Source organism: Aeromicrobium sp. CTD01-1L150 (genome assembly GCF_041951745.1).
Classification (GTDB): domain Bacteria; phylum Actinomycetota; class Actinomycetes; order Propionibacteriales; family Nocardioidaceae; genus Aeromicrobium.
The window spans coordinates 943,695-965,297 of record NZ_CP169555.1; the positions used below are offsets into that span (position 1 = coordinate 943,695).

21 protein-coding genes are annotated in these 21,603 nt (G+C 69.7%); 20 read left to right on the top strand and 1 reads right to left on the bottom strand.

From position 1 onward, the window contains the following. Positions 1-57: 57 nt before the first annotated feature. From ACEVFP_RS04665 to ACEVFP_RS04675, 3 genes are all read left to right on the top strand, one after another. Complete coding sequence (locus ACEVFP_RS04665; protein ID WP_375002336.1) at positions 58-1,311, top strand: esterase/lipase family protein; 1,254 nt, start codon at positions 58-60, stop codon at positions 1,309-1,311. 82 nt (positions 1,312-1,393) lie between these two features. Beyond that, positions 1,394-1,855 carry an SRPBCC family protein gene (locus ACEVFP_RS04670; protein WP_375002338.1) on the top strand — a complete coding sequence of 154 codons (462 nt, stop codon included), beginning with the start codon at positions 1,394-1,396 and terminating at the stop codon, positions 1,853-1,855. Position 1,856: 1 nt separating this feature from the next. Then, positions 1,857-2,345 (top strand): SRPBCC family protein, encoded by a 489-nt coding sequence (locus ACEVFP_RS04675; protein WP_375002339.1) that lies wholly within the window; start codon positions 1,857-1,859, stop codon positions 2,343-2,345. Positions 2,346-2,351: 6 nt separating this feature from the next. Here the strand turns inward: ACEVFP_RS04675 and ACEVFP_RS04680 are convergent, their stop codons facing one another. After that, positions 2,352-3,089 (bottom strand): GntR family transcriptional regulator, encoded by a 738-nt coding sequence (locus ACEVFP_RS04680; RefSeq protein ID WP_375002340.1) that lies wholly within the window; start codon positions 3,087-3,089, stop codon positions 2,352-2,354. A gap of 124 nt (positions 3,090-3,213) precedes the next feature. Here ACEVFP_RS04680 and ACEVFP_RS04685 point away from each other — a divergent pair, with 124 nt between their 5' ends. From ACEVFP_RS04685 to ACEVFP_RS04765, 17 genes are all read left to right on the top strand, one after another. After that, positions 3,214-4,107 (top strand): TIM barrel protein, encoded by an 894-nt coding sequence (locus ACEVFP_RS04685; RefSeq protein WP_375002342.1) that lies wholly within the window; start codon positions 3,214-3,216, stop codon positions 4,105-4,107. Continuing rightward, complete coding sequence (iolC, locus tag ACEVFP_RS04690) at positions 4,104-5,078, top strand: 5-dehydro-2-deoxygluconokinase (RefSeq protein WP_375002343.1); 975 nt, start codon at positions 4,104-4,106, stop codon at positions 5,076-5,078. The genes ACEVFP_RS04685 and iolC overlap by 4 nt, the downstream gene beginning before the upstream one ends. Positions 5,079-5,100: 22 nt before the next feature. Further along, the gene (locus ACEVFP_RS04695; RefSeq protein WP_375002344.1) at positions 5,101-5,994 is read left to right on the top strand and encodes an aldolase; all 894 of its coding nucleotides are present in this window, start codon (positions 5,101-5,103) and stop codon (positions 5,992-5,994) included. Then, the gene (gene iolB, locus ACEVFP_RS04700) at positions 5,994-6,866 is read left to right on the top strand and encodes a 5-deoxy-glucuronate isomerase (protein ID WP_375002345.1); all 873 of its coding nucleotides are present in this window, start codon (positions 5,994-5,996) and stop codon (positions 6,864-6,866) included. Before ACEVFP_RS04695 ends, iolB begins: the two co-directional genes overlap by 1 nt. Then, positions 6,863-8,947: a 3D-(3,5/4)-trihydroxycyclohexane-1,2-dione acylhydrolase (decyclizing) gene (iolD, locus tag ACEVFP_RS04705; protein ID WP_375002347.1), complete on the top strand. Its 2,085-nt coding sequence runs from the start codon at positions 6,863-6,865 to the stop codon at positions 8,945-8,947. The genes iolB and iolD overlap by 4 nt, the downstream gene beginning before the upstream one ends. After that, a complete protein-coding gene (locus tag ACEVFP_RS04710) occupies positions 8,944-10,437 on the top strand; it encodes a CoA-acylating methylmalonate-semialdehyde dehydrogenase (RefSeq protein WP_375002349.1) in 1,494 nt (497 codons plus the stop codon). The genes iolD and ACEVFP_RS04710 overlap by 4 nt, the downstream gene beginning before the upstream one ends. A 28-nt stretch (positions 10,438-10,465) precedes the next feature. Further along, positions 10,466-11,422, top strand: a complete 957-nt coding sequence (locus ACEVFP_RS04715; RefSeq protein WP_375002351.1) for a substrate-binding domain-containing protein — start codon at positions 10,466-10,468, stop codon at positions 11,420-11,422. A gap of 62 nt (positions 11,423-11,484) precedes the next feature. Further along, the gene (locus tag ACEVFP_RS04720; RefSeq protein WP_375002353.1) at positions 11,485-12,519 is read left to right on the top strand and encodes an ABC transporter permease; all 1,035 of its coding nucleotides are present in this window, start codon (positions 11,485-11,487) and stop codon (positions 12,517-12,519) included. Continuing rightward, entirely contained in the window at positions 12,516-13,367 is an 852-nt protein-coding gene (locus ACEVFP_RS04725; RefSeq protein WP_375002356.1) for an ATP-binding cassette domain-containing protein, read from the top strand. Before ACEVFP_RS04720 ends, ACEVFP_RS04725 begins: the two co-directional genes overlap by 4 nt. Next, entirely contained in the window at positions 13,364-14,518 is a 1,155-nt protein-coding gene (locus ACEVFP_RS04730) for a Gfo/Idh/MocA family protein (RefSeq protein ID WP_375002358.1), read from the top strand. The genes ACEVFP_RS04725 and ACEVFP_RS04730 overlap by 4 nt, the downstream gene beginning before the upstream one ends. Further along, positions 14,515-15,516: a Gfo/Idh/MocA family oxidoreductase gene (locus tag ACEVFP_RS04735; protein ID WP_375002360.1), complete on the top strand. Its 1,002-nt coding sequence runs from the start codon at positions 14,515-14,517 to the stop codon at positions 15,514-15,516. The genes ACEVFP_RS04730 and ACEVFP_RS04735 overlap by 4 nt, the downstream gene beginning before the upstream one ends. A gap of 68 nt (positions 15,517-15,584) precedes the next feature. Next, a complete protein-coding gene (locus ACEVFP_RS04740) occupies positions 15,585-16,751 on the top strand; it encodes a phytanoyl-CoA dioxygenase family protein (protein ID WP_375002361.1) in 1,167 nt (388 codons plus the stop codon). Continuing rightward, positions 16,744-17,520, top strand: a complete 777-nt coding sequence (locus ACEVFP_RS04745) for an SDR family oxidoreductase (RefSeq protein WP_375002363.1) — start codon at positions 16,744-16,746, stop codon at positions 17,518-17,520. The genes ACEVFP_RS04740 and ACEVFP_RS04745 overlap by 8 nt, the downstream gene beginning before the upstream one ends. A 92-nt stretch (positions 17,521-17,612) precedes the next feature. Continuing rightward, positions 17,613-18,224, top strand: a complete 612-nt coding sequence (locus ACEVFP_RS04750; RefSeq protein WP_375002365.1) for an ATP-dependent Clp protease proteolytic subunit — start codon at positions 17,613-17,615, stop codon at positions 18,222-18,224. Then, positions 18,221-18,823, top strand: coding sequence for an ATP-dependent Clp protease proteolytic subunit (locus tag ACEVFP_RS04755; protein WP_375002367.1), 603 nt, complete (start codon positions 18,221-18,223; stop codon positions 18,821-18,823). Before ACEVFP_RS04750 ends, ACEVFP_RS04755 begins: the two co-directional genes overlap by 4 nt. Positions 18,824-18,975: 152 nt before the next feature. Continuing rightward, on the top strand, positions 18,976-20,247 hold the full coding sequence (clpX, locus tag ACEVFP_RS04760; RefSeq protein WP_375002369.1) for an ATP-dependent Clp protease ATP-binding subunit ClpX: 1,272 nt from the start codon (positions 18,976-18,978) through the stop codon (positions 20,245-20,247). 187 nt (positions 20,248-20,434) lie between these two features. Then, on the top strand, positions 20,435-21,586 hold the full coding sequence (locus tag ACEVFP_RS04765) for a saccharopine dehydrogenase family protein (protein WP_375002371.1): 1,152 nt from the start codon (positions 20,435-20,437) through the stop codon (positions 21,584-21,586). Positions 21,587-21,603 lie beyond the last annotated feature (17 nt).

Sequence of the window (21,603 nt, forward strand, 5' to 3'; positions counted from 1 at the left end):
GCAAGACCTCCATCGGAATCGGTTCCCAACGGATTCAGATACCGGCAGTATGTAGCCATGTCCCCTGAGCCCGCGCGCACCACCGACGTCGCCGCGCTCGCTCTGGACCACGTCGACCGGCTCGTGGTCGGCACCGTTCGCGAGGTCCACCAGGCCGTGGCCAGGCGTGCCTTCGGCGCCACCCGGCTCGTGGGGAGTCGGCTCCCGGAGTCGGTGCACGACGCCGTCGCCACGTCCGTCTACGGTGCCGCCTCCGGCGTGCTGCGGATCGGCAGCGGATCGGTGCGCGCGTTGTCTGCCCGCGGTGTCGGCAGGCCCGTGGAGTCCTCACGTCTGGGCCGCAGTGTCGTGGCCGCCGTCAACGGACTGATCGGTGATGAGCTGCGGATGCTCGATGACCCTCAGGCCATCGTCATGTCCGTCCGGGTCGACGGCGAGGACGTCCCGGTCACCCGGTGGCAGGTGGGCGAGGCCTTCCGTGGTGCGGGCAGTCACCTCGTCGTGCTCCTGCACGGCCTGTGCGAGAGCGATGAGTCCTGGCGGACCGGTGAGAAGGCCCGAGGCACCACCTACCTGCAGCGCATCACGCAGGAGACCGACGCCGACCCCGTGACGGTCCGCTACAACACCGGACTGCACGTCTCGGAGAATGGCAAGCACCTCGACGCACTGCTCTCGAGCCTGGTGGACGCCTGGCCGTCACAGGTCAGCCGGATCACGCTCGTCGGCCACTCGATGGGTGGGCTCGTGGCGCGCGCAGCCACCAACCACGCCACGGCCGCCGGGTCCACGTGGCAGCACCTCGTGCGCGACGTCGTGTGCCTCGGGACGCCGCATTCGGGCGCGAACCTGGAGAAGGTCGCCCACCTCGGGTCGCGGGCACTGCGCTTCTGGCCCGAGTCCGCGCCGTTCGGCACCATCCTCGACACGCGCTCGGCCGGTATCGTCGACCTGCGCCACGGCTACATCTCCGCCGATGAGTGGGAGGGCCAGGACCTGACGGCGCGCTGGGGCCTGGATCGCATCGCGGCCGCGCCGCTGCCGCAGGCGGAGTACCACTTCGTGGCCGGGACACTCGGCGCCTCCCAGAAGCACCCACTGAGCAGCATCCTCGGCGACCTGCTCGTGCACTTCTCCTCCGCCACCGGCGTCGGACGCACCGGACCGGTCGTCGACGGCGCGACGTTCGAGTACGTGCCCAGTGCGCACCACTTCGCGCTGCTGAACCACCCTGCCGTGGGTGACTGGCTGGTGCGCTGGATCAACGCCGAGCACCGCCCGGTCCGCGCCCTCACCCGGTCGGGCGCCTGAGCCTGCCCGTCGCCTGCCCTACCCTGTGACCCATTCCCGCCTGATGACCCATCCCCGACCGTCCAGCCCGAGAGGACATCACGTGAACCGCGACCGCATCGAGGCCTCCATCGACATCGACGCACCTCCTGCTGAGGTCTGGCGGGTCGTCTCCGACCTGCGGCGGATGGGGGAGTGGAGCCCGCAGTGCAAGAAGATGTTCATCCGTGGCGGTGAGGTCAAGCAGGGCACCCGCACGATCAACATCAACCGTCAGGGCTGGAAGGTCTGGCCCACCCGCTCCTACGTCAAGGTCTTCGAGCCGGAGCGGCAGCTGGCGCTCAAGATCGCAGAGAACGGCACGCTCTGGACCTACGAGCTCCAGGCTGCCGGCTCCGGCACCAGGCTGACCGAGCACCGGACGGCGCCGAACGGTGTCTCCTCGCTGTCGAACACGCTCACCAAGCACGTGCTCGGCGGCACCGACGAGTTCGAGCAGGAGCTGCAGGCAGGCATCGAGCAGACCCTGCAGCGCATCAAGAGCGCCGTCGAACAGGCTCGCTGACGTGCCTCAGCCGTTCCCTGCCGGGGGACTGCCCGCCATCGGCGGCGAGATCGAGATCTACGCCCCGGTCGAGACCGTGTGGGCGCTCGTCTCGGATCTCAAGGCCATGGGCCGACGCAGCCCGGAGACCGTGCGGATGTTCATCGCCGGCGCGCCGCAGGTCGGTACCCGGGGTTTCAACGTCAATCGCAAGGGTGCGGTCGTCTGGCCGACCACGACCCGCATCACGCGCTGGAAGCCGCCCCAGCACGACGGCTCGGCCGCCCTGGCCTTCCACGTCGGACCGACCGACGTGGAGTGGTCCTACGAGCTGACGCCCACCGAGTCCGGCACACGGCTCGTCGAGCGGCGTTCGTCGTCACCGCGGGCAGGCCTGACCGTGCGTCTGGTGAGCCGGTGGCTCATGGGCGGCGCCGAGAACCACGACGTCGAGCTTGTCGACGGCATCGAGCGCACGCTCGCGGCGATCAAGGCCGAGGCCGAGGCCTGAGACGCATCACCGGTCGACCAACGTCAGCTCGAAGGCGTAGTGCTCCGGGCGGTAGGCATGGGTGCCGTACTCGACGGCGCGACCACTGTTGTCGTAGGACGTACGCTGCATCGTGAGCAGCGGCGCACCGCGCTTCTCATCGAGAAGCCGGGCCTCCACCGCCTCGACGCGCCGCGCCCCGATCCGCTGGCGGGCGACGCTCATGTGGATGCCCAGATGACGTAGATGTGCGTACAGGCCAGTGGTGGTCAGGTCGACGTCCTCGAGTGCCACCGTCTCGGCCGGGAGGTAGTTGTGCATCAGCGCGATCGGCTTGTCGGCCACGAGGCGCAGGCGCCGCAAGGACCACACGGCTGAACCCTGCTCCACCTGCAGCTCTTGGGCGACCTCGTCGTCGGCCTCGGTCCGGACCAGCTCGAGCACCTCGGTGCGTGGTTGCTGACCGGCGGCGCTGAGGTCGTCGAACAGGCTGGTCAGCTCGACCGAGCGACGGATCTTGCCGTGCACCACCTGCGTGCCGACGCCACGACGCCGGACCAGCATGCCCTTGTCGACCAGCACCTGGATCGCCTGGCGCATCGTCGGGCGGGAGAGGCCGAGCCCAGCGGCCATCGTCACCTCGTTCTCGATGCGCTCCCCGGGTGCGATGTCCCCGCTCACGATGGCCCGCTCGATCTGCTCCGCAACCTGGTAGTACAGCGGGATCGGGCTCGACCGATCGAGGGTGATGGGCGGGTTCGGCATACCCGGATGATCTACGAGTCATGTCTAAACGTCAATATGTCAGGACAAATGCTTGACAGGGCATTGTGACCAGGCCCACACTGCGATGACAGGATCCAGGTCACGACCTTCGAAGGCAGGCTCGATGAGTGCCACCAGCCCCACCCCGGCGCGGTCCCGGATCGCCGGTGCCCCCATCTCGTGGGGAGTCTGCGAGGTCCCGGGCTGGGGGTACCAGCTCGGTCCGGAGCGAGTCATGGGTGAGATGAGGGGGCTCGGTCTGACCGCCACGGAGTTCGGCCCCGACGGGTTCCTGCCACAGGACCCGGCGGACAAGGCCGCCTTCCTGGAGGGCTTCGGCCTGCGCGCCGTCGGAGGGTTCCTGCCGGTCGTCCTGCACGAGGCCGACCACGACCCGATGTCCGAGGTCGACGCGTTCATCGATGGATGTCTCGCCTCCGGTGCGGGAGTGGTCGTGCTCGCCGCCGCCACCGGCGTGGACGGGTACGACGTCCGTCCGATGCTCGACGACACCGCCTGGAAGGTCCTGCTGGAGCACCTGGACCGGATCGCCGACCATGCCACTGATCGCGGGGTCACCGCCGTCCTCCACCCGCACGTCGGGACGATGGTCGAGGGCGCTGACGACGTCGAACGGGTGCTGGACGGCTCACGCATCGACCTGTGCGTCGACACCGGACACCTCGTGGCGGCCGGTGCCGATCCGGTGGCCATCACACGGGCCCACCCCGGCCGGGTCGGCCACGTCCACCTCAAGGACGTCGACGCCCGGCTGGCCCGCCGGGTCCTCGCCGGTGAGATCACCTTCTCCGACGCCGTCGCCGCCGGACTGTGGACGGTGCTGGGTGAGGGCTCGGTCGACATCGCGGCGATGATCGGTGCGCTCGAGCAGACCGGCTACCAGGGTTGGTACGTGCTGGAGCAGGACCTCATGCTCCCCGACGGAGGACCTGACGGAGACGGACCGGCGGCCGACGTCCGCCGCAGTCTGGCCTACCTCGAGGGTGCGCTCTCATGAGCCCCACGAACACAAGGGAACGGTTCGAGCTCATCACGATGGGGCGTGTCGGCGTGGACGTCTATCCCGAGCAGGTCGGCGTGCGCCTGGAGGACGTGAGGAGCTTCGGCAAGTTCCTCGGTGGTAGCTCCACGAACGTCGCGGTCGCCGCCACCCGGCTCGGTCACCGCAGCGCCACGATCACCCGCACGGGTGACGACCCCTTCGGGCGCTACATCCACGCGGCGCTGCAAGGCTTCGGCGTCGACGACCGGTTCGTCTGCGCGGTCGACGGCCTGCCTACCCCCGTCGTGTTCTGCGAGATCTTCCCGCCCGATGACTTCCCGCTGTACTTCTACCGCGAGCCCAAGGCCCCTGATCTCGAGATCAGGCCCGACGAGCTCGATCTCGACGCGATCCGTGACGCCGACGTCTTCTGGTTCACCGTCACGGGGCTGTCCCAGGAGCCGAGCCGCGCTGCGCACCTGGCCGCTCTGGAGGCTCGGGCGGGGCGTGGCACCACGATCATCGACCTGGACTACCGAGAGATGTTCTGGGACACGCAGGGATCGGCCGCGGAGCAGATCGCGGCCGTGCTCCCGTTCGTCGACGTGGCCGTCGGCAACCGTGAGGAGTGCCGCGTGGCCGTGGGGGAGGATGATCCGGATGCTGCCGCCAAGGCGTTGCGTGATGCCGGGGTCAGCCTCGCCGTCGTCAAGCAGGGGCCGGCCGGCGTGCTGGGGAGCCGGTCGCGAGTCGGGGCGGACGAGCATGTCGTGGTGCCCCCCGTGCCCGTGGAGGTCGTCAACGGTCTCGGTGCGGGCGACGCGTTCGGCGGAGCGCTCGTGCACGGGCTGCTCGAGAACTGGGACCTGGAGACGGCCCTGTCCTTCGCGAACGCCGCCGGCGCCCACGTCGCCGGTCAGCTGGCATGCGCCGACGCCATGCCCACGATCCAGCAGGTCGAGTCGATGATGGGGGACGTCCGATGAGCGAGCGTCAGCGAGTGACCGCATGAACGAGCGTCAGGTCACGCCGGAGCGCATCCGGTCGATCATCGAGGCACGGGTCAGCGCGCCCGAGCGCATCGCCGTGGCAGCCACGGCCAGGACGCGACCCTCGAGCCTGGCCGGCTCCACCGGCCGCCTCATGCTCGTGGCGGCCGACCACCCTGCTCGCGGTGCGCTGCGCGCCGGGGACGATCCCCTGGCGATGGGCGACCGTGCCGACCTGCTCGATCGCATCGTGCGTGCCCTGGCACGCCCGGGCGTCGACGGAGTGCTCGGCACCGCCGACATCCTCGACGACCTCCTGCTCCTCGGCGCACTCGAGGGCAAGGTGGTCATCGGCTCGATGAACCGCGGCGGTCTGGCCGGCACGGTCTTCGAGATCGATGACCGGTTCACCGGGTTCGACCCCGCCGGGATCGCTGACAGCGGCTACCAGGGCGGCAAGATGCTGTTGCGGATCGATCCTGAGGACCACGCGACCGTGGCCACGATGCAGGCCTGTGCGGGAGCGGTCGCCGGGCTTGCCGAGCGTGGTCTGATGGCCATGGTCGAGCCGTTCATCTCCCACCGCGGCCAGGACGGGCGGGTGCGCAACGACCTGACGGCCGAGGCGGTCGTCCGCTCGGCCACGGTCGCGGCCGGGCTGGCGCCGACGTCGGCGCACACCTGGCTGAAGCTTCCGGTCGTGGACGACATGGACACCGTGCTCGCGGCGAGCACGCTGCCGGTGCTGCTGCTGGGAGGTGAGGTCTCGCCCGACCAGGAGGCACAGTTCGCCCTGTGGTCCAAGGCCTTGTCCAACCCGGTGGTGCGGGGCATGGTCGTCGGACGGTCCCTGCTGTTCCCGCCCGACGGCGACGTCGAGGCCGCTGTCGACGCCACCGTGGAGATGATGTGATGAGCGAGCACGTGATTCGCGACGGCGAGGCGACGCAGGCCCCCTTCACCCTGGTCGTCGACCCGGCATCGGCCGGGTGGGACCGTACTGGCCTGCGGGTCCTCGCACTCGATGCCGGTGAGTCCCACACCGTCGCCACCGGCGACGCCGAGACCCTAGTCCTCTCGCTCGCCGGCTCCGCCGAGGTGACGGTCGACGGTCTGTCGTTCACCCTCGCCGGCCGCGCCGGCGTCTTCAGCGGCCCCAGCGACCTGGTCTACGCGCCACGCGACGCCGAGCTCACCGTCACCAGTCGCGACGGCGGACGGTTCGCCCTGCCGTCGGCCCGTTGCGAGGCCAGGCTCGAGCCGGCGTACCTGCCGGCCTCCTCGGTCCCCGTGGAGCTCCGAGGCGCCGGGCAGGCCAGCCGCCAGGTCAACAACTTCGGGGTCCCGGGGGTCCTGGAGGCCGACCGGATCATCGCCTGCGAGGTGCTGACCCCCAGCGGAAACTGGTCGTCCTACCCGCCGCACAAGCACGACGAGGAGCGTGAGGGTGAGACCCGCCTCGAGGAGATCTACTACTTCGAGGTGGCCCCCGGCCCGAACGGTCCAGGGCTCGCCTACCAGCGCGTGTACGGCCACGGGACCGCCGAGATCGACGTCCTCACCGAGGTGCACGACCGCGACGTCGTGCTCATCCCGCACGGCTGGCACGGCCCCTCGATGGCTGTCCCGGGGTACGACCTCTACTACCTGAACGTCATGGCGGGGCCGGGGAACGAGCGTGCCTGGCTGATCTGCGACGACCCGGCCCATACGTGGGTCCGTGGCACCTGGGAGCAGCAGAACGTCGACCCCCGGCTCCCCTTCGCTCAGGCGGTGACCCGATGACTCTGTCTGGTCGCCGCCCATCCCCCGAGCACTTCGCTGCGCTCCGTGCAGGGAGGTGCCCCCAGCCCGGCACCCCTGCCGGAACCATTCGGCTCACCGTGGCCCAGGCGCTCGTGCGGTTCCTGGAGAACCAGCACGTCGAGCGCGACGGCCGCAGCACCCCGTTCTTCGCGGGGTGCTGGGGGATCTTCGGCCACGGCAACGTCGCCGGCATCGGGCAGGCACTGCTGGAGCGTGAGCTCTCCGGCGACCCGAGCGGCCTGCACTACCTGCAGGGTCGCAACGAGCAGGCGATGGTGCACGCGGCCGTGGCCTACGCCCGGCAGCGGGACCGGCTGGCCGCCATGGCAGTCACGGCGAGCATCGGCCCGGGCGCGACGAACATGGTCACCGGCGCCGCTCTCGCGACGATCAACCGGCTGCCCGTCCTGCTGCTGCCGGGTGACACCTTCGCCACCCGGGTCGCCCAGCCCGTCCTGCAGGAGCTCGAGGATCCCGGCGCGGGCGACGTCTCCGTCAACGACGCGTTCCGCCCCGTCTCCGCGTTCTTCGACCGCGTCCAGCGGCCGGAGCAGCTTGTGGCCGCGCTGCTCGGTGCGATGCGCGTGCTGACCGATCCGGCCCTGACGGGCGCCGTGACGCTCGCCCTCCCGCAGGACGTCCAGGCCGAGGCGCACGACTGGCCCGACGAGCTGTTCGCGCCGCGCACCTGGCACGTCGGCCGTGTGGTCCCGCAGCCCGAGGCGATCGACCGGGCGCTGAACGTCATCCGTTCCGCCCGGCGCCCGCTCGTGGTGGCCGGTGGCGGAGTGATCTACAGCGGCGCCGACGTCGCACTGTGTGAGCTCGCCGAGGCCACGGGCGTCCCGGTGGCCGAGACCCAGGCCGGGAAGGGATCGTTGCCGTACGACCATCCGCAGTCGGTGGGCGCGATCGGGGCCACGGGGACGACCGCGGCGGACCTGCTCGCCGCCGAGGCCGACGTCGTGATCGGCATCGGAACGCGGTACAGCGACTTCACCACGGCCTCCCGCACGGTCTTCCAGGACCCCGACGTGCGGTTCGTCAACGTCAACGTCTCTGCCTTCGACGCTCACAAGCTCAGCGCCACCTCCGTCGTCGCCGACGCCCGCGAGGCGGTGCGTGCTCTCAGTGCCGGCCTCGGGGCCGGTCCTGAGGGGTGGACGGCGGAGCGGGAGCACACCGAGCGGGCGAGTCGTCTCGCGCAGCAGTGGGACGACGTCGTGGGACGTGCCTACGCCGAGCCCGAGCGGCCCGCCGGCACGGGACGGCTCGTGCAGTCGGAGGTCATCGGCGTCGTCAACGAGCACTCCCACCCCCGCGACGTCGTGGTGTGCGCGGCCGGGTCGATGCCCGGCGACCTGCACAAGCTGTGGCGCACCCGGGACCGCAAGGGCTACCACGTCGAGTACGGGTACTCCTGCATGGGATATGAGGTGGCCGGTGGGCTCGGCGTGAAGATGGCGGCCCTCGACCAGGCCGCCTCCGGCGAGGAGCCCGACCGGGACGTCTTCGTGCTGGTCGGTGACGGCTCGTGGCTGATGATGAGCAGTGAGCTCGTCACGGCCGTCGCGGAGGGGATCAAGATCATCGTGGTCATCGTGCAGAACCACGGCTTCGCCTCGATCGGTGCGTTGTCGGAGTCGCTCGGCTCGCAGCGCTTCGGCACCCGGTACCGGCACCGCACGGCGTCCGGGCTCGACGGCGACCCCCTGCCCGTCGACCTCGCGGCCAACGCCGCGAGCCTGGGCGCCGACGTCTTGTCCGCCACCACGGCCGACGAGCTCGCCTCGGCCGTCGGCAAGGCCAGGGAGTCGACGCGCACGACCGTCATCCACGTGGAGACCGACCCGTACGTGCCCGCTCCCGACAGCCCGGCCTGGTGGGACGTCCCCGTCGCGGAGGTCTCCGCCCTGGACTCCACGCGGCAGGCGCGCCAGACCTACACCGAGCACAAGGGGCGTCAGCGCCACCACCTCGACCCCGCCCCAGACCCCAACAACACAGACCCCAACAACCCAGACCCCAACAACACCGATCCGCACGAGGACCACCGATGAGAACGTACGAGCACTGGATCGCCGGCCGCCAGCACCGCGGGGAGGGTGACCGTCTGACCGACGTCTTCGACCCCGCCCTCGGCGCTCCGCAGGCCCAGGTGCGCCTCGCCACGGCGAACGACGTCGATGCAGCGGTGGGAGCCGCGACGCAGGCCCAGGCGTCGTGGTTGCAGACGTCGGTCACGGCCCGCTCGCGCATCATGTTCGCCTTCCGTGAGCTCCTCGTGCAGCACGAGGACGAGCTCGCGCACGTCATCAGCTCAGAGCACGGCAAGACCCTCGACGACGCGCGCGGCGAGGTGGTGCGTGGCCGAGAGGTCGTGGAGTTCGCGTGCGGCATCCCGCAGCTGCTCAAGGGGGAGTTCAACGACCAGGTCTCCGGCGGGGTGGACTCGCACTCCTTCCGCCAACCGCTCGGTGTGGTCGCCGGCATCACGCCGTTCAACTTCCCGATCATGGTGCCGCTGTGGATGCATCCCGTGGCGATCGCGTGCGGCAACACGTTCGTGCTCAAGCCGTCCGAACGGGTCCCGGGAGCCTCCGATCTCGTGGCCCGCCTCTACGCGCAGGCCGGGCTGCCCGACGGAGTGTTCAACGTCGTGCACGGTGACAGGACGGCAGTGGACGCGATCCTGGAGCATCCCGGCATCGCGGCGGTCTCGTTCGTCGGCTCCACCCCCGTCGCCCGGTACGTGCACGAGGGGGCGACGCGCACGGGCAAGCGGGTCCAGGCGCTCGGCGGTGCCAAGAACCACGCCGTCGTGATGCCCGACGCCGACCTCGACTTCGCCGCCGACCACCTCGCGGCCGCGGGGTACGGCTCGGCCGGCCAACGCTGCATGGCGATCTCGGCCGTGGTCGCCGTCGGTCCCGCGGCGGACACATTGGTCGACAAGGTCCGCGAGCGCACCCGCGCCCTGAAGGTCGGCGCGGGCTCGGACCCGGACACCGAGATGGGGCCCGTGGTCACCCAGGCGTCGCGGGACCGGATCGTCGACTACATCGGTCAGGGGGAGTCCGCCGGCGCCAAGGTCGTGGTCGACGGTCGCGAGGTCGTCGGCGAGCACGGGGACGGGTTCTTCGTGGGACCCACGCTCATCGACCACGTGAGCACGGACATGAGTGTCTACACCGACGAGATCTTCGGCCCCGTCCTCGCCGTGCTCCGCGTGGACAGCCTCGACGAGGCGATCGAGCTCGTCAACGCCAACCCCTACGGCAACGGCACCGCGGTCTTCACGTCCTCCGGTGAGGTCGCGCGGACCTTCCAACGACGCGTCAGCGTCGGGATGATCGGCATCAACGTGCCGGTCCCGGTCCCCATGGCCTTCCACTCCTTCGGAGGCTGGAAGGACTCGCTCTTCGGGGACCATCACATCCATGGACCCGACGGCGTCAGGTTCTACACCCAGGCCAAGGTGGTCACCACCCGGTGGCCGCACGTGAGCGAGAACTCCCTCGCGCAACTGAACTTCCCGACGGCGCAATGACGTCGGGAGAAGAGAGAAGGACATCATCATGAACCAGCTCAAGCTCGTCGGCGCCGCACTCGCCGCCGCCATGCTCCTGGCAGCCTGCAGCGGAACCGGCCAGGACGACGCCGCCGAGGACACCGAGGACCTCACGTACGCGGTCATCACGCACAGCGCTCCCGGCGACGCCTTCTGGGACCGGGTCAAGTCCGGAGCCGAGCGGGCCGGCGACGACTACGGGGTGAGCGTGGAGTACAGTTCCGACCCGGACCCGGCCAAGCAGTCGCAGCTCATCGACGGCGCGGTGGCCGACGGCGCCGATGGAATCGTGGTGTCCATGGCCAACCCCGACGGGCTCGAGGACAGCGTCAAGAAGGCCGTCGCGGCAGACGTGCCGGTCGTGACGATCAACTCCGGTGTCGACCGGTTCGCTGAGTTCGGGGCGCTCACCCACATCGGTCAGAGCGAGACGATCGCCGGCGAGGCCGTCGGCGAGGAGCTCAAGGACGAGGGGCTGTCGAAGGCCATCTGCGTCGTCCAGGAGGCAGGCAACGTGGGCCTGGAGGAGCGGTGCAAGGCCGCAGCGGGCACCTTCGGCGGCGACATGGAGAACCTCCAGGTCGACGGCACCGACGGCGGCGCCGTGGAGGCGACCATCACCTCCAAGCTGCAGTCCGACACCGACATCGACGTGGTCCTCACGCTGGGCGGCCAGTACGCGATCAACGCGGTCAGCGCCGTGGACCAGTCCGGCAGCAGCGCCAAGGTCGCCACGTTCGACCTGTCCGAGGACGTCGTGAAGGGCATCCAGGACGACTCGATCCTGTTCGCCGTCGACCAGCAGCCCTACGTGCAGGGCTTCCAGGGCGTCACGACGCTCTACCTGAAGTCGATCAACGGCAACGACCTCGGCGGCGGTCAGCCGATCAACTCCGGCCCCGCCTTCGTCACGAAGGACAACGCCGACGCCGTGCTGGAGTTCGCGGCCAACGGCACTCGCTGAGCCCAGCCCTGGGCCCGGCCACGACCGGGCCCAGGGACCATCACCGGAAAGCAGGAACCCAGATGGCGACAGCCACCGTGACCGACGAGCGGCTCGCTCGCACCTCCACCCTGACCAAGCTCATGAAGAGGCCGGAGATCGGCGCCCTGGTGGCCGCCGTGGCGATCTTCGTCTTCTTCGCCACGACCACCTCGGCCTTCGCGACCGCCAGCGGTGCCAGCACGTGGCTGCGGGGCGCCTCGACGATCGGGATCATGGCCGTTGCCGTGGCCTTGCTGATGATCGGTGGCGAGTTCGACCTCTCCGCCGGGGCGATGACCGGCTTCACCGGCCTGGTCGTGGGGATCCTGACGACCGAGTACGGACTCAACATCTGGGCGGCGATCGTCGTGTCCCTCGCCCTGGCCCTGGGGGTGGGGGCGACCAACGGGCTGATCGTGATGCGCACCGGCCTCCCGAGCTTCATCGTGACCCTGGGCATGTACTTCGTCCTGCAGGGCATCAACCTTGCCGGGACCAAGGCGCTCATCGGGCAGGTCGCGATCCAGGGCATGTCCCAGGTTCCCTACTACGACCAGGCCAAGCGGGTCTTCGGCTCCACGGTGAACGTGGCCGGGGGCGACATCTACGCCTCAGTCTTCTGGTGGCTCGCAGTCACCGCCGCCGCCACCTGGGTGCTGCTGCGTACCCGGGTCGGCAACTGGATCTTCTCCGTCGGCGGCGCCCAGGTCTCGGCCCGTCAGGTCGGTGTGCCCGTCTTTCGCACCAAGATCGGCCTGTTCATGACGACGGCAGGCGCGGGCTGGCTCGTCGGCATGCTGCTGCTGTTCACGACCTCCACGGTGCAGAGCAACACCGGCGTCGGCCAGGAGTTCATCTACATCATCTGCGCCGTGGTCGGTGGCTGCCTGCTCACGGGTGGTTACGGCTCGGCGATCGGCGCCGCGCTCGGCGCCCTCATCTACGGCATGGCCAACCAGGGGATCGTCTACTCGGGGTGGGACAACAACTGGTTGCGCGCCTTCCTGGGGATCATGCTCCTGGCAGCGGTCCTCCTCAACGAACTGGTACGCAAACGAGCGGAGACGGCACGATGAGCGACGAGACGCAGCAGACGAGGTCCGACGAGCCGGTCATCGAGGTGCGCGACATCGGCAAGCGGTACGGCAACATCATCGCTCTGTCGGACGTCTCGACGTCGGTGCGGGCCGGGGCGGTGACGTGCGTGCTCGGCGACAACGGCGCCGGGAAGTCGACGTTCATCAAGATCCTCGCCGGGGCGCACCAGCACACCGACGGGACGTTGCTCGTCGACGGTGAGGAGACGACGCTCTCCAGCCCCCGTGAGGCGCTGGACCGCGGGATCGCGACGGTCTACCAGGACCTCGCCGTCGTCCCCCTCATGCCCGTGTGGCGCAACTTCTTCCTCGGCAGTGAGGTGCGCAAGGGCTTCGGCCCGACCAGCCGACTCGACATCGCGGCCATGAAGCGCACCACCAAGGAGGAGCTTGCGGCGATGGGCATCGACCTGCGCGACGCCGACCAGCCGATCGGGACGCTCTCCGGCGGTGAGCGGCAGTGCGTCGCGATCGCACGGGCGGTGTACTTCGGCGCCCGAGTGCTCATCCTCGACGAGCCCACCGCCGCGCTCGGGGTCAAGCAGTCCGGCGTCGTGCTCAAGTACATCGCGAAGGCTCGCGAACGAGGACTGGGCGTCGTGTTCATCACCCACAACCCGCACCATGCCTTTCCCGTGGGTGACCGATTCGTGATCCTGCGCAGGGGCAGGAGCATCGGCGACTTCTCGAAGACGGACCTGAGCATGGACGACCTGACCTCGATGATGGCCGGTGGCGCCGAGCTGGAGTCTCTCGCAGCGGAGCTGGAGAAGACGATGGCCGGCACCGCGCTGGCCGAGGAGATGAAGGCCAAGGTGAAGCAGTGAGCTCGCTGCCGGAGCTGCGGGTCGGCGTCGTCGGCCTCGGCTGGATGGGACAGGTGCATGCTCGAGCACTGCAACGGCTCGCCCACCACTATCTCGATGCGCCGCTGCGGCCACGGCTGGTGGCCGTGGCCGACACGGTCGTCGATGACCGCACGCACCGCACCGCCGCCGCCCTCGGGTTCGAGGACGTGCTGACCGACTGGCGCCACCTGGTCGCCCGCGACGACCTCGACCTCGTCTGCGTGGCCGGGCCGAACCTCATCCACCGCGACGTGGGCGTCGCCGTGGCGGCCTCCGGCAAGCACCTGTGGATCGAGAAGCCGGCCGGCCGCAACGGTGCCGAGAGCCGCGAGATCGCCGCGGCCGTCGAGGACGCCGGGGTGCAGTCGGCGGCAGGGTTCAACTACCGCAACGCACCGGCCGTGGAGCGGGCCAAGGAGCTCGTCGCTGCCGGGCGCATCGGTACGGTCGAGCACACCGCCGTGCGGTTCCTGGCCGACTACGCCGCACATCCCGACGGGGCGCTCTCCTGGCGGTTCCAGGACGTGGCAGGCAGCGGCGTGCTCGGTGACCTGGTCAGCCACGCCACGGACCTGGCGCGCTACGTCGTCACCGACATCGGCGAGCTGGTCGTCGACGCGGCGACGTTCATCCCCGAGCGTCCCGAGGCGGTGCCCGGAGCCATGCACTACGAACGTGGGGGCGGGGCGCTCGGTCCCGTCGCGAACGAGGACTACGTGAACGCACTCCTGCGGTTCGTCGACGGCTCGCGCGGCACGTTGGAGTCCAGCCGGGTCGCGGTCGGCGAGCAGTGCGCGTACAGCATCGAGGTCCACGGCAGCCATGGAGCGCTCGCGTGGGACTTTCGTCGAATGGGCGAGCTGCGGGTGTGCCTCGCCGATGACTACCAGGACGCATCGTGGACCACCGAGCTCGTGAGGCCCACCGACGGAGAGCTGGGTGCCTTCCAGCCGGGGTCGGGGATCAGCATGGGCTACGACGACCTGAAGGTCGTGGAGGCACACCGCCTGGTCCAGTCGATCGCCGAGGGCAAGCCCGTCGGCGCGACGGTCCATGACGCGGCGACCGCGGCGGCCACCGTCGACGCGATGCTCGAGTCGGCACGCACTCGCCGGTGGGTGGCGTTGTGATCGGCCGTCGGGACGGGCGACTGGGGGTGGGGGTCGTCGGCGCCGGCGCGATGGGCGCTGCGCACGTCCGGACGCTCGCCACGGCTGTGCCGTCCGCCGAGGTGGTGTCCGTCTTCGACATGGACACCGAGCGCGCGACGCAGGTTGCCTCGGCCGTCGGTGCGTCTGCTGCCGGCTCGCCGCACGACCTGATCGCGGCCTGCGACGCGGTCGTCGTGACGTCCCCGGACACCACCCACGTGGACCTCGTCCTCGCCTGCCTGCAGGCCCGCACTCCGGTGCTGTGTGAGAAGCCGCTCGCGGTGACCGCCTCCGACGCCCTGCGCGTGGTCGAGGCGGAGGTCGCCCTGGGGCGGCGACTCGTGCAGGTCGGGTTCAACCGGCGCTTCGACCCGGGCTTCGGCTCCCTCAAGGCATCGGTCGACGACGGCACGCTCGGCCGGGTGCGAGTGCTGCACGGCATCCACCGCAACGCCTCCAGCACGACGAGCGTCGACGACGCCGGACTGGTCACCGGGTCGATGATCCACGAGTTCGACACGTTCCGCTGGCTGCTCGACGACGACGTCGTGGGCATCCGGGTGGAGTCGCCGATCGTCGACGGGTTCCGGGACCCACAGGTCGCGACGCTGTGGATGCGGGGCGGGGCCATGGCCACCGTCGAGGTGTTCGTGAACGCGGGCTACGGCTACGACGTGCGGGTCGAGGCCGTCGGCACTGCCGGCTCCGTCACGCTCGAGCCCAGGACGCCGGTCACGGCGCGCGCCGCCGGTGCCGCGAGCACCGTCCTGGGAACGGACTTCGTGGCACACTTCGCCGAGTCCTACCGGCTCGAGCTCTCGGCCTGGACCGAGGCCACGCGCGCGGGCGACGCCGTGGGAGCGAGCGCATGGGACGGCTACGTCGCGAACCTCGTCGCCGAGGCCGGTGTCCGTGCGCTCGACTCGGGCGCACGCGAGACCGTCGCCGTCCCCGACCGTCCGCCTCTCTACGGCTGATCCGCCTCTCTACGACTGAAACGGGGCGACGCCGTCGCACCACCGACCCGATCCGAGCGAGGAGACCCATGACCGCCACCCGCCTCACCCCCGACGACTGCCGGGTCGAGGACCTCCGAGCCCTCGTCGCCACGCCGACCCGCCCGGCCGACCACCCGCACGCGAGCACGGTGGAGCAGAACGTGCCGATCTACTCCGCGGAGACCTTGCGCAGCGCCACGGGCACGACCGAGGGGACGCACCGCGTGGAGGCGGAGCTGGTCCGCGCCCTGGCCGACGGGCCGGGCGTGGTGGTCATCCGCGGCGCCTTCCCCGACACCACGGTCGTCGACCGGCTCACCGACGTGTTCGACGCGATCATCGCAGAGGAGGAGTCGGCCGGCGCCGCGCCCGGCGACCACTTCGCCAGGCCGGGCGCCAACAGCCGGGTGTGGAACGCGCTGGAGAAGGTCGCGCTGCGCGATCCCGCCGCGTTCGTCGACTACTACGCCAACGACATGCTCGCGCTCGCTGCACGTTCCTGGCTGGGCCCGGGCTACCAGGTGACCTCCCAGGTCAACGTCGTCAGGCCTGGCGGCGTCGCGCAGGACCCGCACCGTGACTACCACCTCGGCTTCCTCGGCGACGAGGTCAGTGCGCAGTATCCCGCCCACGTGCACCTGCTCTCGCCGGTCCTGACCCTCCAGGGAGCCGTCGCGCACAGCGACATGCCGCTCGAGAGTGGACCGACGCTCTACCTGCCGCACTCGCAGAAGTACCGGCCCGGGTACCTGGCCTACCGGCGCCCGGAGTTCCGTGAGCTGTTCGCCGAGCAGCACGTCCAGCTGCCCCTCACCACGGGGGACGCCGCCTTCTTCAATCCCGCGCTCCTGCACGGAGCCGGCTCGAACGTCTCCGCCGACCTCCAGCGGACCGCCAACCTGCTCCAGGTGTCGTCGGCCTTCGGTCGCGCGATGGAGACCGTCGATCGCCGACGCATCACCTCCAGGCTCTATCCGCTCCTGCGGCACAGAGCCTCCTCGGGTGCCCCGGCCGTCGACATCGAGAACGTGATCGCCTGTGCGGCCGAGGGGTACCCGTTCCCGACGAACCTCGACCTCGACCAGCCGGTCGGCGGCCTGACCCCGCCGTCGCAGGCCGACCTCGTCCGTCGCGGGCTCGCCGAGGACTGGGAGCCTGCGCGGCTGGACGCCGAGCTCGCCGATCACGACGTGCGGCGGCGGACCGATGGCTGAGCTGCACGATCGCGTCGTGCTGGTCAGCGGAGGAAGCCAGGGCGTGGGCGCGGCCGTGGCGCGCACCGCGGCGCGCGAGGGCGCCCAGGTCGTCGTCACCGGACGTCGCCCCGACGTCGGTGAACGGTGCGTCGCCGAGCTGCGTGAGCTCGGGGCGGACGCGTCGTTCGTACGCTGCGACGTCGCCGACGTCGAGCAGTGCCGCGACGCCGTCGCCACCACGGTGCAACGTCATGGCCGGATCGACTCCCTCGTCAACGCGGCGGGCCTGACCAGCCGCGGCACGCTGCTGGACACCACGCTAGAGCTGTTCGACGCGCACGTCGCCGTCAACCTGCGTGGTCCCTTCTTCCTCATGCAGGCCGCCGTCGCCGACATGGTGCGCCGCGGCCGGCCGGGGACGATCGTCAACATCATCACCATGTCCTCGCACGGGGGGCAGCCGTTCCTGGCCCCCTACGTGTCCGCCAAGGCAGGACTCGCGGGGCTGACCCGCAACGCGGCGCACGCCCACCGGTGGGACCGTGTCCGCATCAACGGCGTCAACATCGGGTGGACCCAGAGCGAGGGCGAGGACGCCGTGCAACGGGAGTTCCACGACGCCGACGACACATGGCTCGAACGGGCCGCAGCCTCCCAGCCGATGGGCAAGCTCGGTCAGGTCGATGAGATCGCGGAGCTGGTGCTCCTGCTGTTGTCGGACCGCAGCGGTGTGGTCACCGGGTCGGTCATGGACTGGGACCAGCAGGTCCTCGGGGCCCTGGACTGAGCGCCGGGCACACCCGGGTCTCGAATCTGCCATCAGCGAACAGGGGGTGTCCGCGCGTGTCTCGGTGGCCCCGGCCCCCTAGGGTCGAGGATGTGAACACATCAGACGACACTTCGCCGCGGTCGGCGGTCGGCGACGTCGGACCCGCCGATCTCGACGGCCACATCTACCAGCGCCTGCTCAAGGAGCGGATCATCTTCCTGGGCTCGGAGGTGCGTGACAGCAACTCCAACGCCATCTGCGCCCAGATGCTCCTGCTCAGTGCCGAGGACCCCGAGGCCGACATCTCGCTGTACATCAACTCACCCGGTGGCTCGGTCGACTCCGGCATGGCCATCTACGACACGATGCAGTTCGTCTCCAACGACGTCTCCACCGTCGCCATGGGCCTGGCCGCCTCGATGGGGCAGTTCCTGCTGACCGCAGGGACCCCCGGCAAGCGTTATGCCCTGCCGCACGCGCGCATCATGATGCACCAGCCCTCCGGTGGTATCGGCGGATCGGCCTCGGACATCAAGATCCAGGCCCAGCAGAGCCTGCTGCTGAAGAAGCAGCTCAACGAGCTGCAGGCCCAGCACACCGGCCAGAGCGTCGAGCAGGTCGAGATCGACTCCGACCGCGACCGCTGGTTCACCCCGAACGAGGCCCAGGACTACGGCTTCATCGACCAGGTCATCTCCAGCGTCCGAGAGGTCAACCGATGAGCTACTACATCCCGCAGTGGGAGGAGCGGACGTCCTACGGCTTCCGCCGCATCGATCCCTTCACCAAGCTGTTCGAGGACCGCATCATCTTCGTCGGCACCCCGATCGGCGACGACGTCGCCAATGCCGTCATGGCACAGCTGCTGAGCCTGCAGCAGATGGACGCCGATCGCGACATCCAGCTGTACATCAACTCACCGGGTGGCTCCTTCACCGCCATGACGGCCATCTACGACACGATGCGCTACCTGAAGTCCGACGTCATGACGGTCTGCCTGGGGCAGGCGGCCTCGGCCGCTGCGGTGCTGCTGGCCGCCGGGACGCCGGGCAAGCGCTACGCGCTGCCCAACAGCCGCATCCTGATCCACCAGCCCTACACCGAGGGCACCGGCGGACAGATCTCGGACCTGGAGATCCAGGCCAACGAGATCCTGCGCATGCGTGAGCTGATGGAGACGATGATCGCCGAAGCCACCGGCAAGACGCAGGAGGAGGTCAGCGGTGACGTCGAGCGCGACAAGATCCTGACCGCGGAGCAGGCCGTCGAGTACGGCCTCATCGATGGCGTCTTCGACACGCTGAAGACCCCCGAGGTCTGAGATCAGTCCCGGGCGCCGCACCCGTGTGCGCGACACGCGGACGGCGTCCGGGATTGCTCGGCCGTATCCTGAGGAGACTTGTAGGGTGAACGCACCACCTCCCGAAACCCGGGCCGTCAGCCCACATCGTCAGCCCAGTGAGGAGCGCCGTCGTGGCACGAATCGGTGAGACCGCAGATCTGTTGAAGTGCTCGTTCTGTGGAAAGAGCCAGAAGCAGGTCAAGAAGCTCATCGCCGGACCCGGCGTGTACATCTGCGACGAGTGCATCGACCTCTGCAACGAGATCATCGAGGAGGAGCTGGCCGAGGGCGCCGAGCTGAGCCTCGGTGAGCTGCCTAAGCCGCACGAGATCTTCGACTTCCTCGGCGGCTACGTCATCGGCCAGGACGAGGCCAAGAAGAGCCTCGCGGTGGCGGTCTACAACCACTACAAGCGTGTGCAGGCCCAGGCGGCGTCCGGTCGTTCCAAGGACGAGTCCGTCGAGCTGGCCAAGTCCAACATCCTGCTCGTCGGGCCCACGGGCTGCGGCAAGACGTACCTGGCGCAGACCCTGGCGCGGATGCTCAACGTCCCGTTCGCCATCGCCGACGCCACGGCCTTGACCGAGGCCGGCTACGTCGGCGAGGACGTCGAGAACATCCTGCTCAAGCTCATCCAGGCCGCTGACTACGACGTCAAGAAGGCCGAGACGGGCATCATCTACATCGACGAGGTCGACAAGATCTCGCGCAAGGCCGAGAACCCCTCGATCACGCGCGACGTCTCCGGCGAGGGTGTGCAGCAGGCGCTGCTGAAGATCCTCGAGGGCACCACGGCCTCGGTGCCGCCGCAGGGCGGGCGCAAGCACCCGCACCAGGAGTTCATCCAGATCGACACCACCAACGTGCTGTTCATCGTGGGGGGCGCGTTCGCTGGTCTGGAGGAGATCATCGATCAGCGCAGCGGAAAGGTCGGCCTCGGCTTCAGCACCGGCGGCGTGCCGGAGAAGAAGTCCCAGGGGCCCGAGCAGCTGTACTCCAAGGTGCTGCCCGAGGACCTGCTCAAGTTTGGCCTCATCCCCGAGTTCATCGGTCGCCTGCCGGTCATCGCTGCGGTCGACAACCTGGACAAGGACGCCTTGGTCTCCATCCTCACCACGCCCAAGAACGCCCTCACCAAGCAGTTCGAGCGACTGTTCGAGATCGACGGCGTCGAGCTGGAGTTCGGCACCGACGCCTGCGAGGCGATGGCCGATCTCGCCCTCGAGCGCGGTACAGGTGCCCGTGGACTCCGCTCGATCATCGAGCACGTGCTGCAGCCGGTCATGTATGACATCCCGGCCCGTGAGGACGTCGCCAAGGTCGTGGTCACCGGTGACGTGGTCCGCGGGCTGGAGGGCCCCTCGGTCCTCTCCGGCGACGAGGTGGCTCGCAAGGCCTCCTGATCCCTGCCCCGTGATCGGTGCCTGAGCAACCGAATCGCTGGTCGGGCGCTGATCGGTATCTGAGCAACCGAATGAGCGTCCTTTGGGTTGATGACGCACCGACGCTGAGTGCCGGGGACGTGGCTCGGTTGCTCAGACACCGATGAAGCGGGTCGCGGGTGTCCATACTCTCGGTAGGGTCGGGGACATGAGCGTCGACATCACCCTGCACGGAGCCACCGGGTTCACCGGAGCGCTCACCGCCGACTACCTCGGCACCCACCTGCCCCCGGGAGCCACCTGGGCGATCGCGGGCCGCAACCGCAGCAAGCTACAGGGCGTCGCCGATGCCGTGAGCGCCGCCGGTGGCACCACGCCGGAGATCGTCGTGGCCGATCTGCAGGATGCCGCCTCCATGCGGGCGATGGCCGAGGACACCCGCGTCCTGATCAGCACCGTCGGCCCCTACCTGAAGCACGGCCTGCCCGCCGTCCGCGCGGCCGCCGAGGCGGGCATCGGCTACCTGGACCTCACCGGGGAGCCGCAGTTCGTGGACCAGGTCTGGCTCGACCTGCACGAGACGGCCGAGCGCACCGGAGCCCGCCTGGTGCATGCCTGCGGGTTCGACTCCATCCCCTACGACCTGGGCGCGCTCTACACCGTGAGCCAGCTCCCCGACGACGTCCCGATCCAGCTCAAGGGCTACGTGCGGGGCAACCTGGGGCCGTCGGGAGGCACGTACCACTCCGCGATCGGACAGTTCGCGTCGTTTCGTCAGTCCGCCAAGATCGCCAAGCAGCGACGCGCCAAGGAGCAGCGTCCGGCCGACCGTTCCATCCGTGGAGCAGGCTCACTCGGGCGTGCCGAGCACGATGCCGGATGGGCCGTGCCGCTGCCTACCGTCGACCCGCAGATCGTCCTGCGCTCGGCCCGGGCGCTGCCGACGTACGGGCCGGAGTTCGGCTACGAGCACTACGCGCACGTCAAGACCACCCGCATGCTGGCCGCCGGCGCCGTGGGTCTCGGCGTGCTGGGTGTCGGCGCGCAGATTCCTCCCGTGCGTTCCCTGCTGCTGAGGTTGAAGAGCCCGGGCGACGGGCCCTCGCCCGAGGAGCGTGCCAAGGCGTGGTTCACCCTCGACTTCCTGGCCGAGTCGAAGGACGTCCAGCTCCACACCCGCGTCAGCGGCCGCGATCCCGGCTACGGCGGTACCGCCCAGATGCTGAGCGAGGCCGCGCTGTGCCTGGCCTTCGACGACCTCCCGCCCGTGGCCGGTCAGACCACCACCGCCGTCGCGATGGGGCAGGAGCTCATCGATCGCCTGCACCCGGAGATCCTGCGTTTCCAGACGATCGACTGAGCCGTTCCGGGCGCCGT

Excerpts from the sequence above, each read along its gene's own strand:
- ACEVFP_RS04740 (WP_375002361.1), top strand. The coding sequence starts at position 15,585 with ATGACCGCCACCCGCCTCACCCCCGACGACTGCCGGGTCGAGGACCTC.
- ACEVFP_RS04695 (WP_375002344.1), top strand. The coding sequence starts at position 5,101 with ATGAACGAGCGTCAGGTCACGCCGGAGCGCATCCGGTCGATCATCGAG.
- ACEVFP_RS04755 (WP_375002367.1), top strand. The coding sequence starts at position 18,221 with ATGAGCTACTACATCCCGCAGTGGGAGGAGCGGACGTCCTACGGCTTC.
- ACEVFP_RS04665 (WP_375002336.1), top strand. The coding sequence starts at position 58 with ATGTCCCCTGAGCCCGCGCGCACCACCGACGTCGCCGCGCTCGCTCTG.
- ACEVFP_RS04710 (WP_375002349.1), top strand. The coding sequence starts at position 8,944 with ATGAGAACGTACGAGCACTGGATCGCCGGCCGCCAGCACCGCGGGGAG.
- iolD (WP_375002347.1), top strand. The coding sequence starts at position 6,863 with ATGACTCTGTCTGGTCGCCGCCCATCCCCCGAGCACTTCGCTGCGCTC.
- iolB (WP_375002345.1), top strand. The coding sequence starts at position 5,994 with ATGAGCGAGCACGTGATTCGCGACGGCGAGGCGACGCAGGCCCCCTTC.
- ACEVFP_RS04725 (WP_375002356.1), top strand. The coding sequence starts at position 12,516 with ATGAGCGACGAGACGCAGCAGACGAGGTCCGACGAGCCGGTCATCGAG.
- ACEVFP_RS04745 (WP_375002363.1), top strand. The coding sequence starts at position 16,744 with ATGGCTGAGCTGCACGATCGCGTCGTGCTGGTCAGCGGAGGAAGCCAG.
- ACEVFP_RS04715 (WP_375002351.1), top strand. The coding sequence starts at position 10,466 with ATGAACCAGCTCAAGCTCGTCGGCGCCGCACTCGCCGCCGCCATGCTC.
- ACEVFP_RS04685 (WP_375002342.1), top strand. The coding sequence starts at position 3,214 with ATGAGTGCCACCAGCCCCACCCCGGCGCGGTCCCGGATCGCCGGTGCC.
- ACEVFP_RS04765 (WP_375002371.1), top strand. The coding sequence starts at position 20,435 with ATGAGCGTCGACATCACCCTGCACGGAGCCACCGGGTTCACCGGAGCG.
- ACEVFP_RS04680 (WP_375002340.1), bottom strand. The coding sequence starts at position 3,089 with ATGCCGAACCCGCCCATCACCCTCGATCGGTCGAGCCCGATCCCGCTG.
- ACEVFP_RS04720 (WP_375002353.1), top strand. The coding sequence starts at position 11,485 with ATGGCGACAGCCACCGTGACCGACGAGCGGCTCGCTCGCACCTCCACC.
- iolC (WP_375002343.1), top strand. The coding sequence starts at position 4,104 with ATGAGCCCCACGAACACAAGGGAACGGTTCGAGCTCATCACGATGGGG.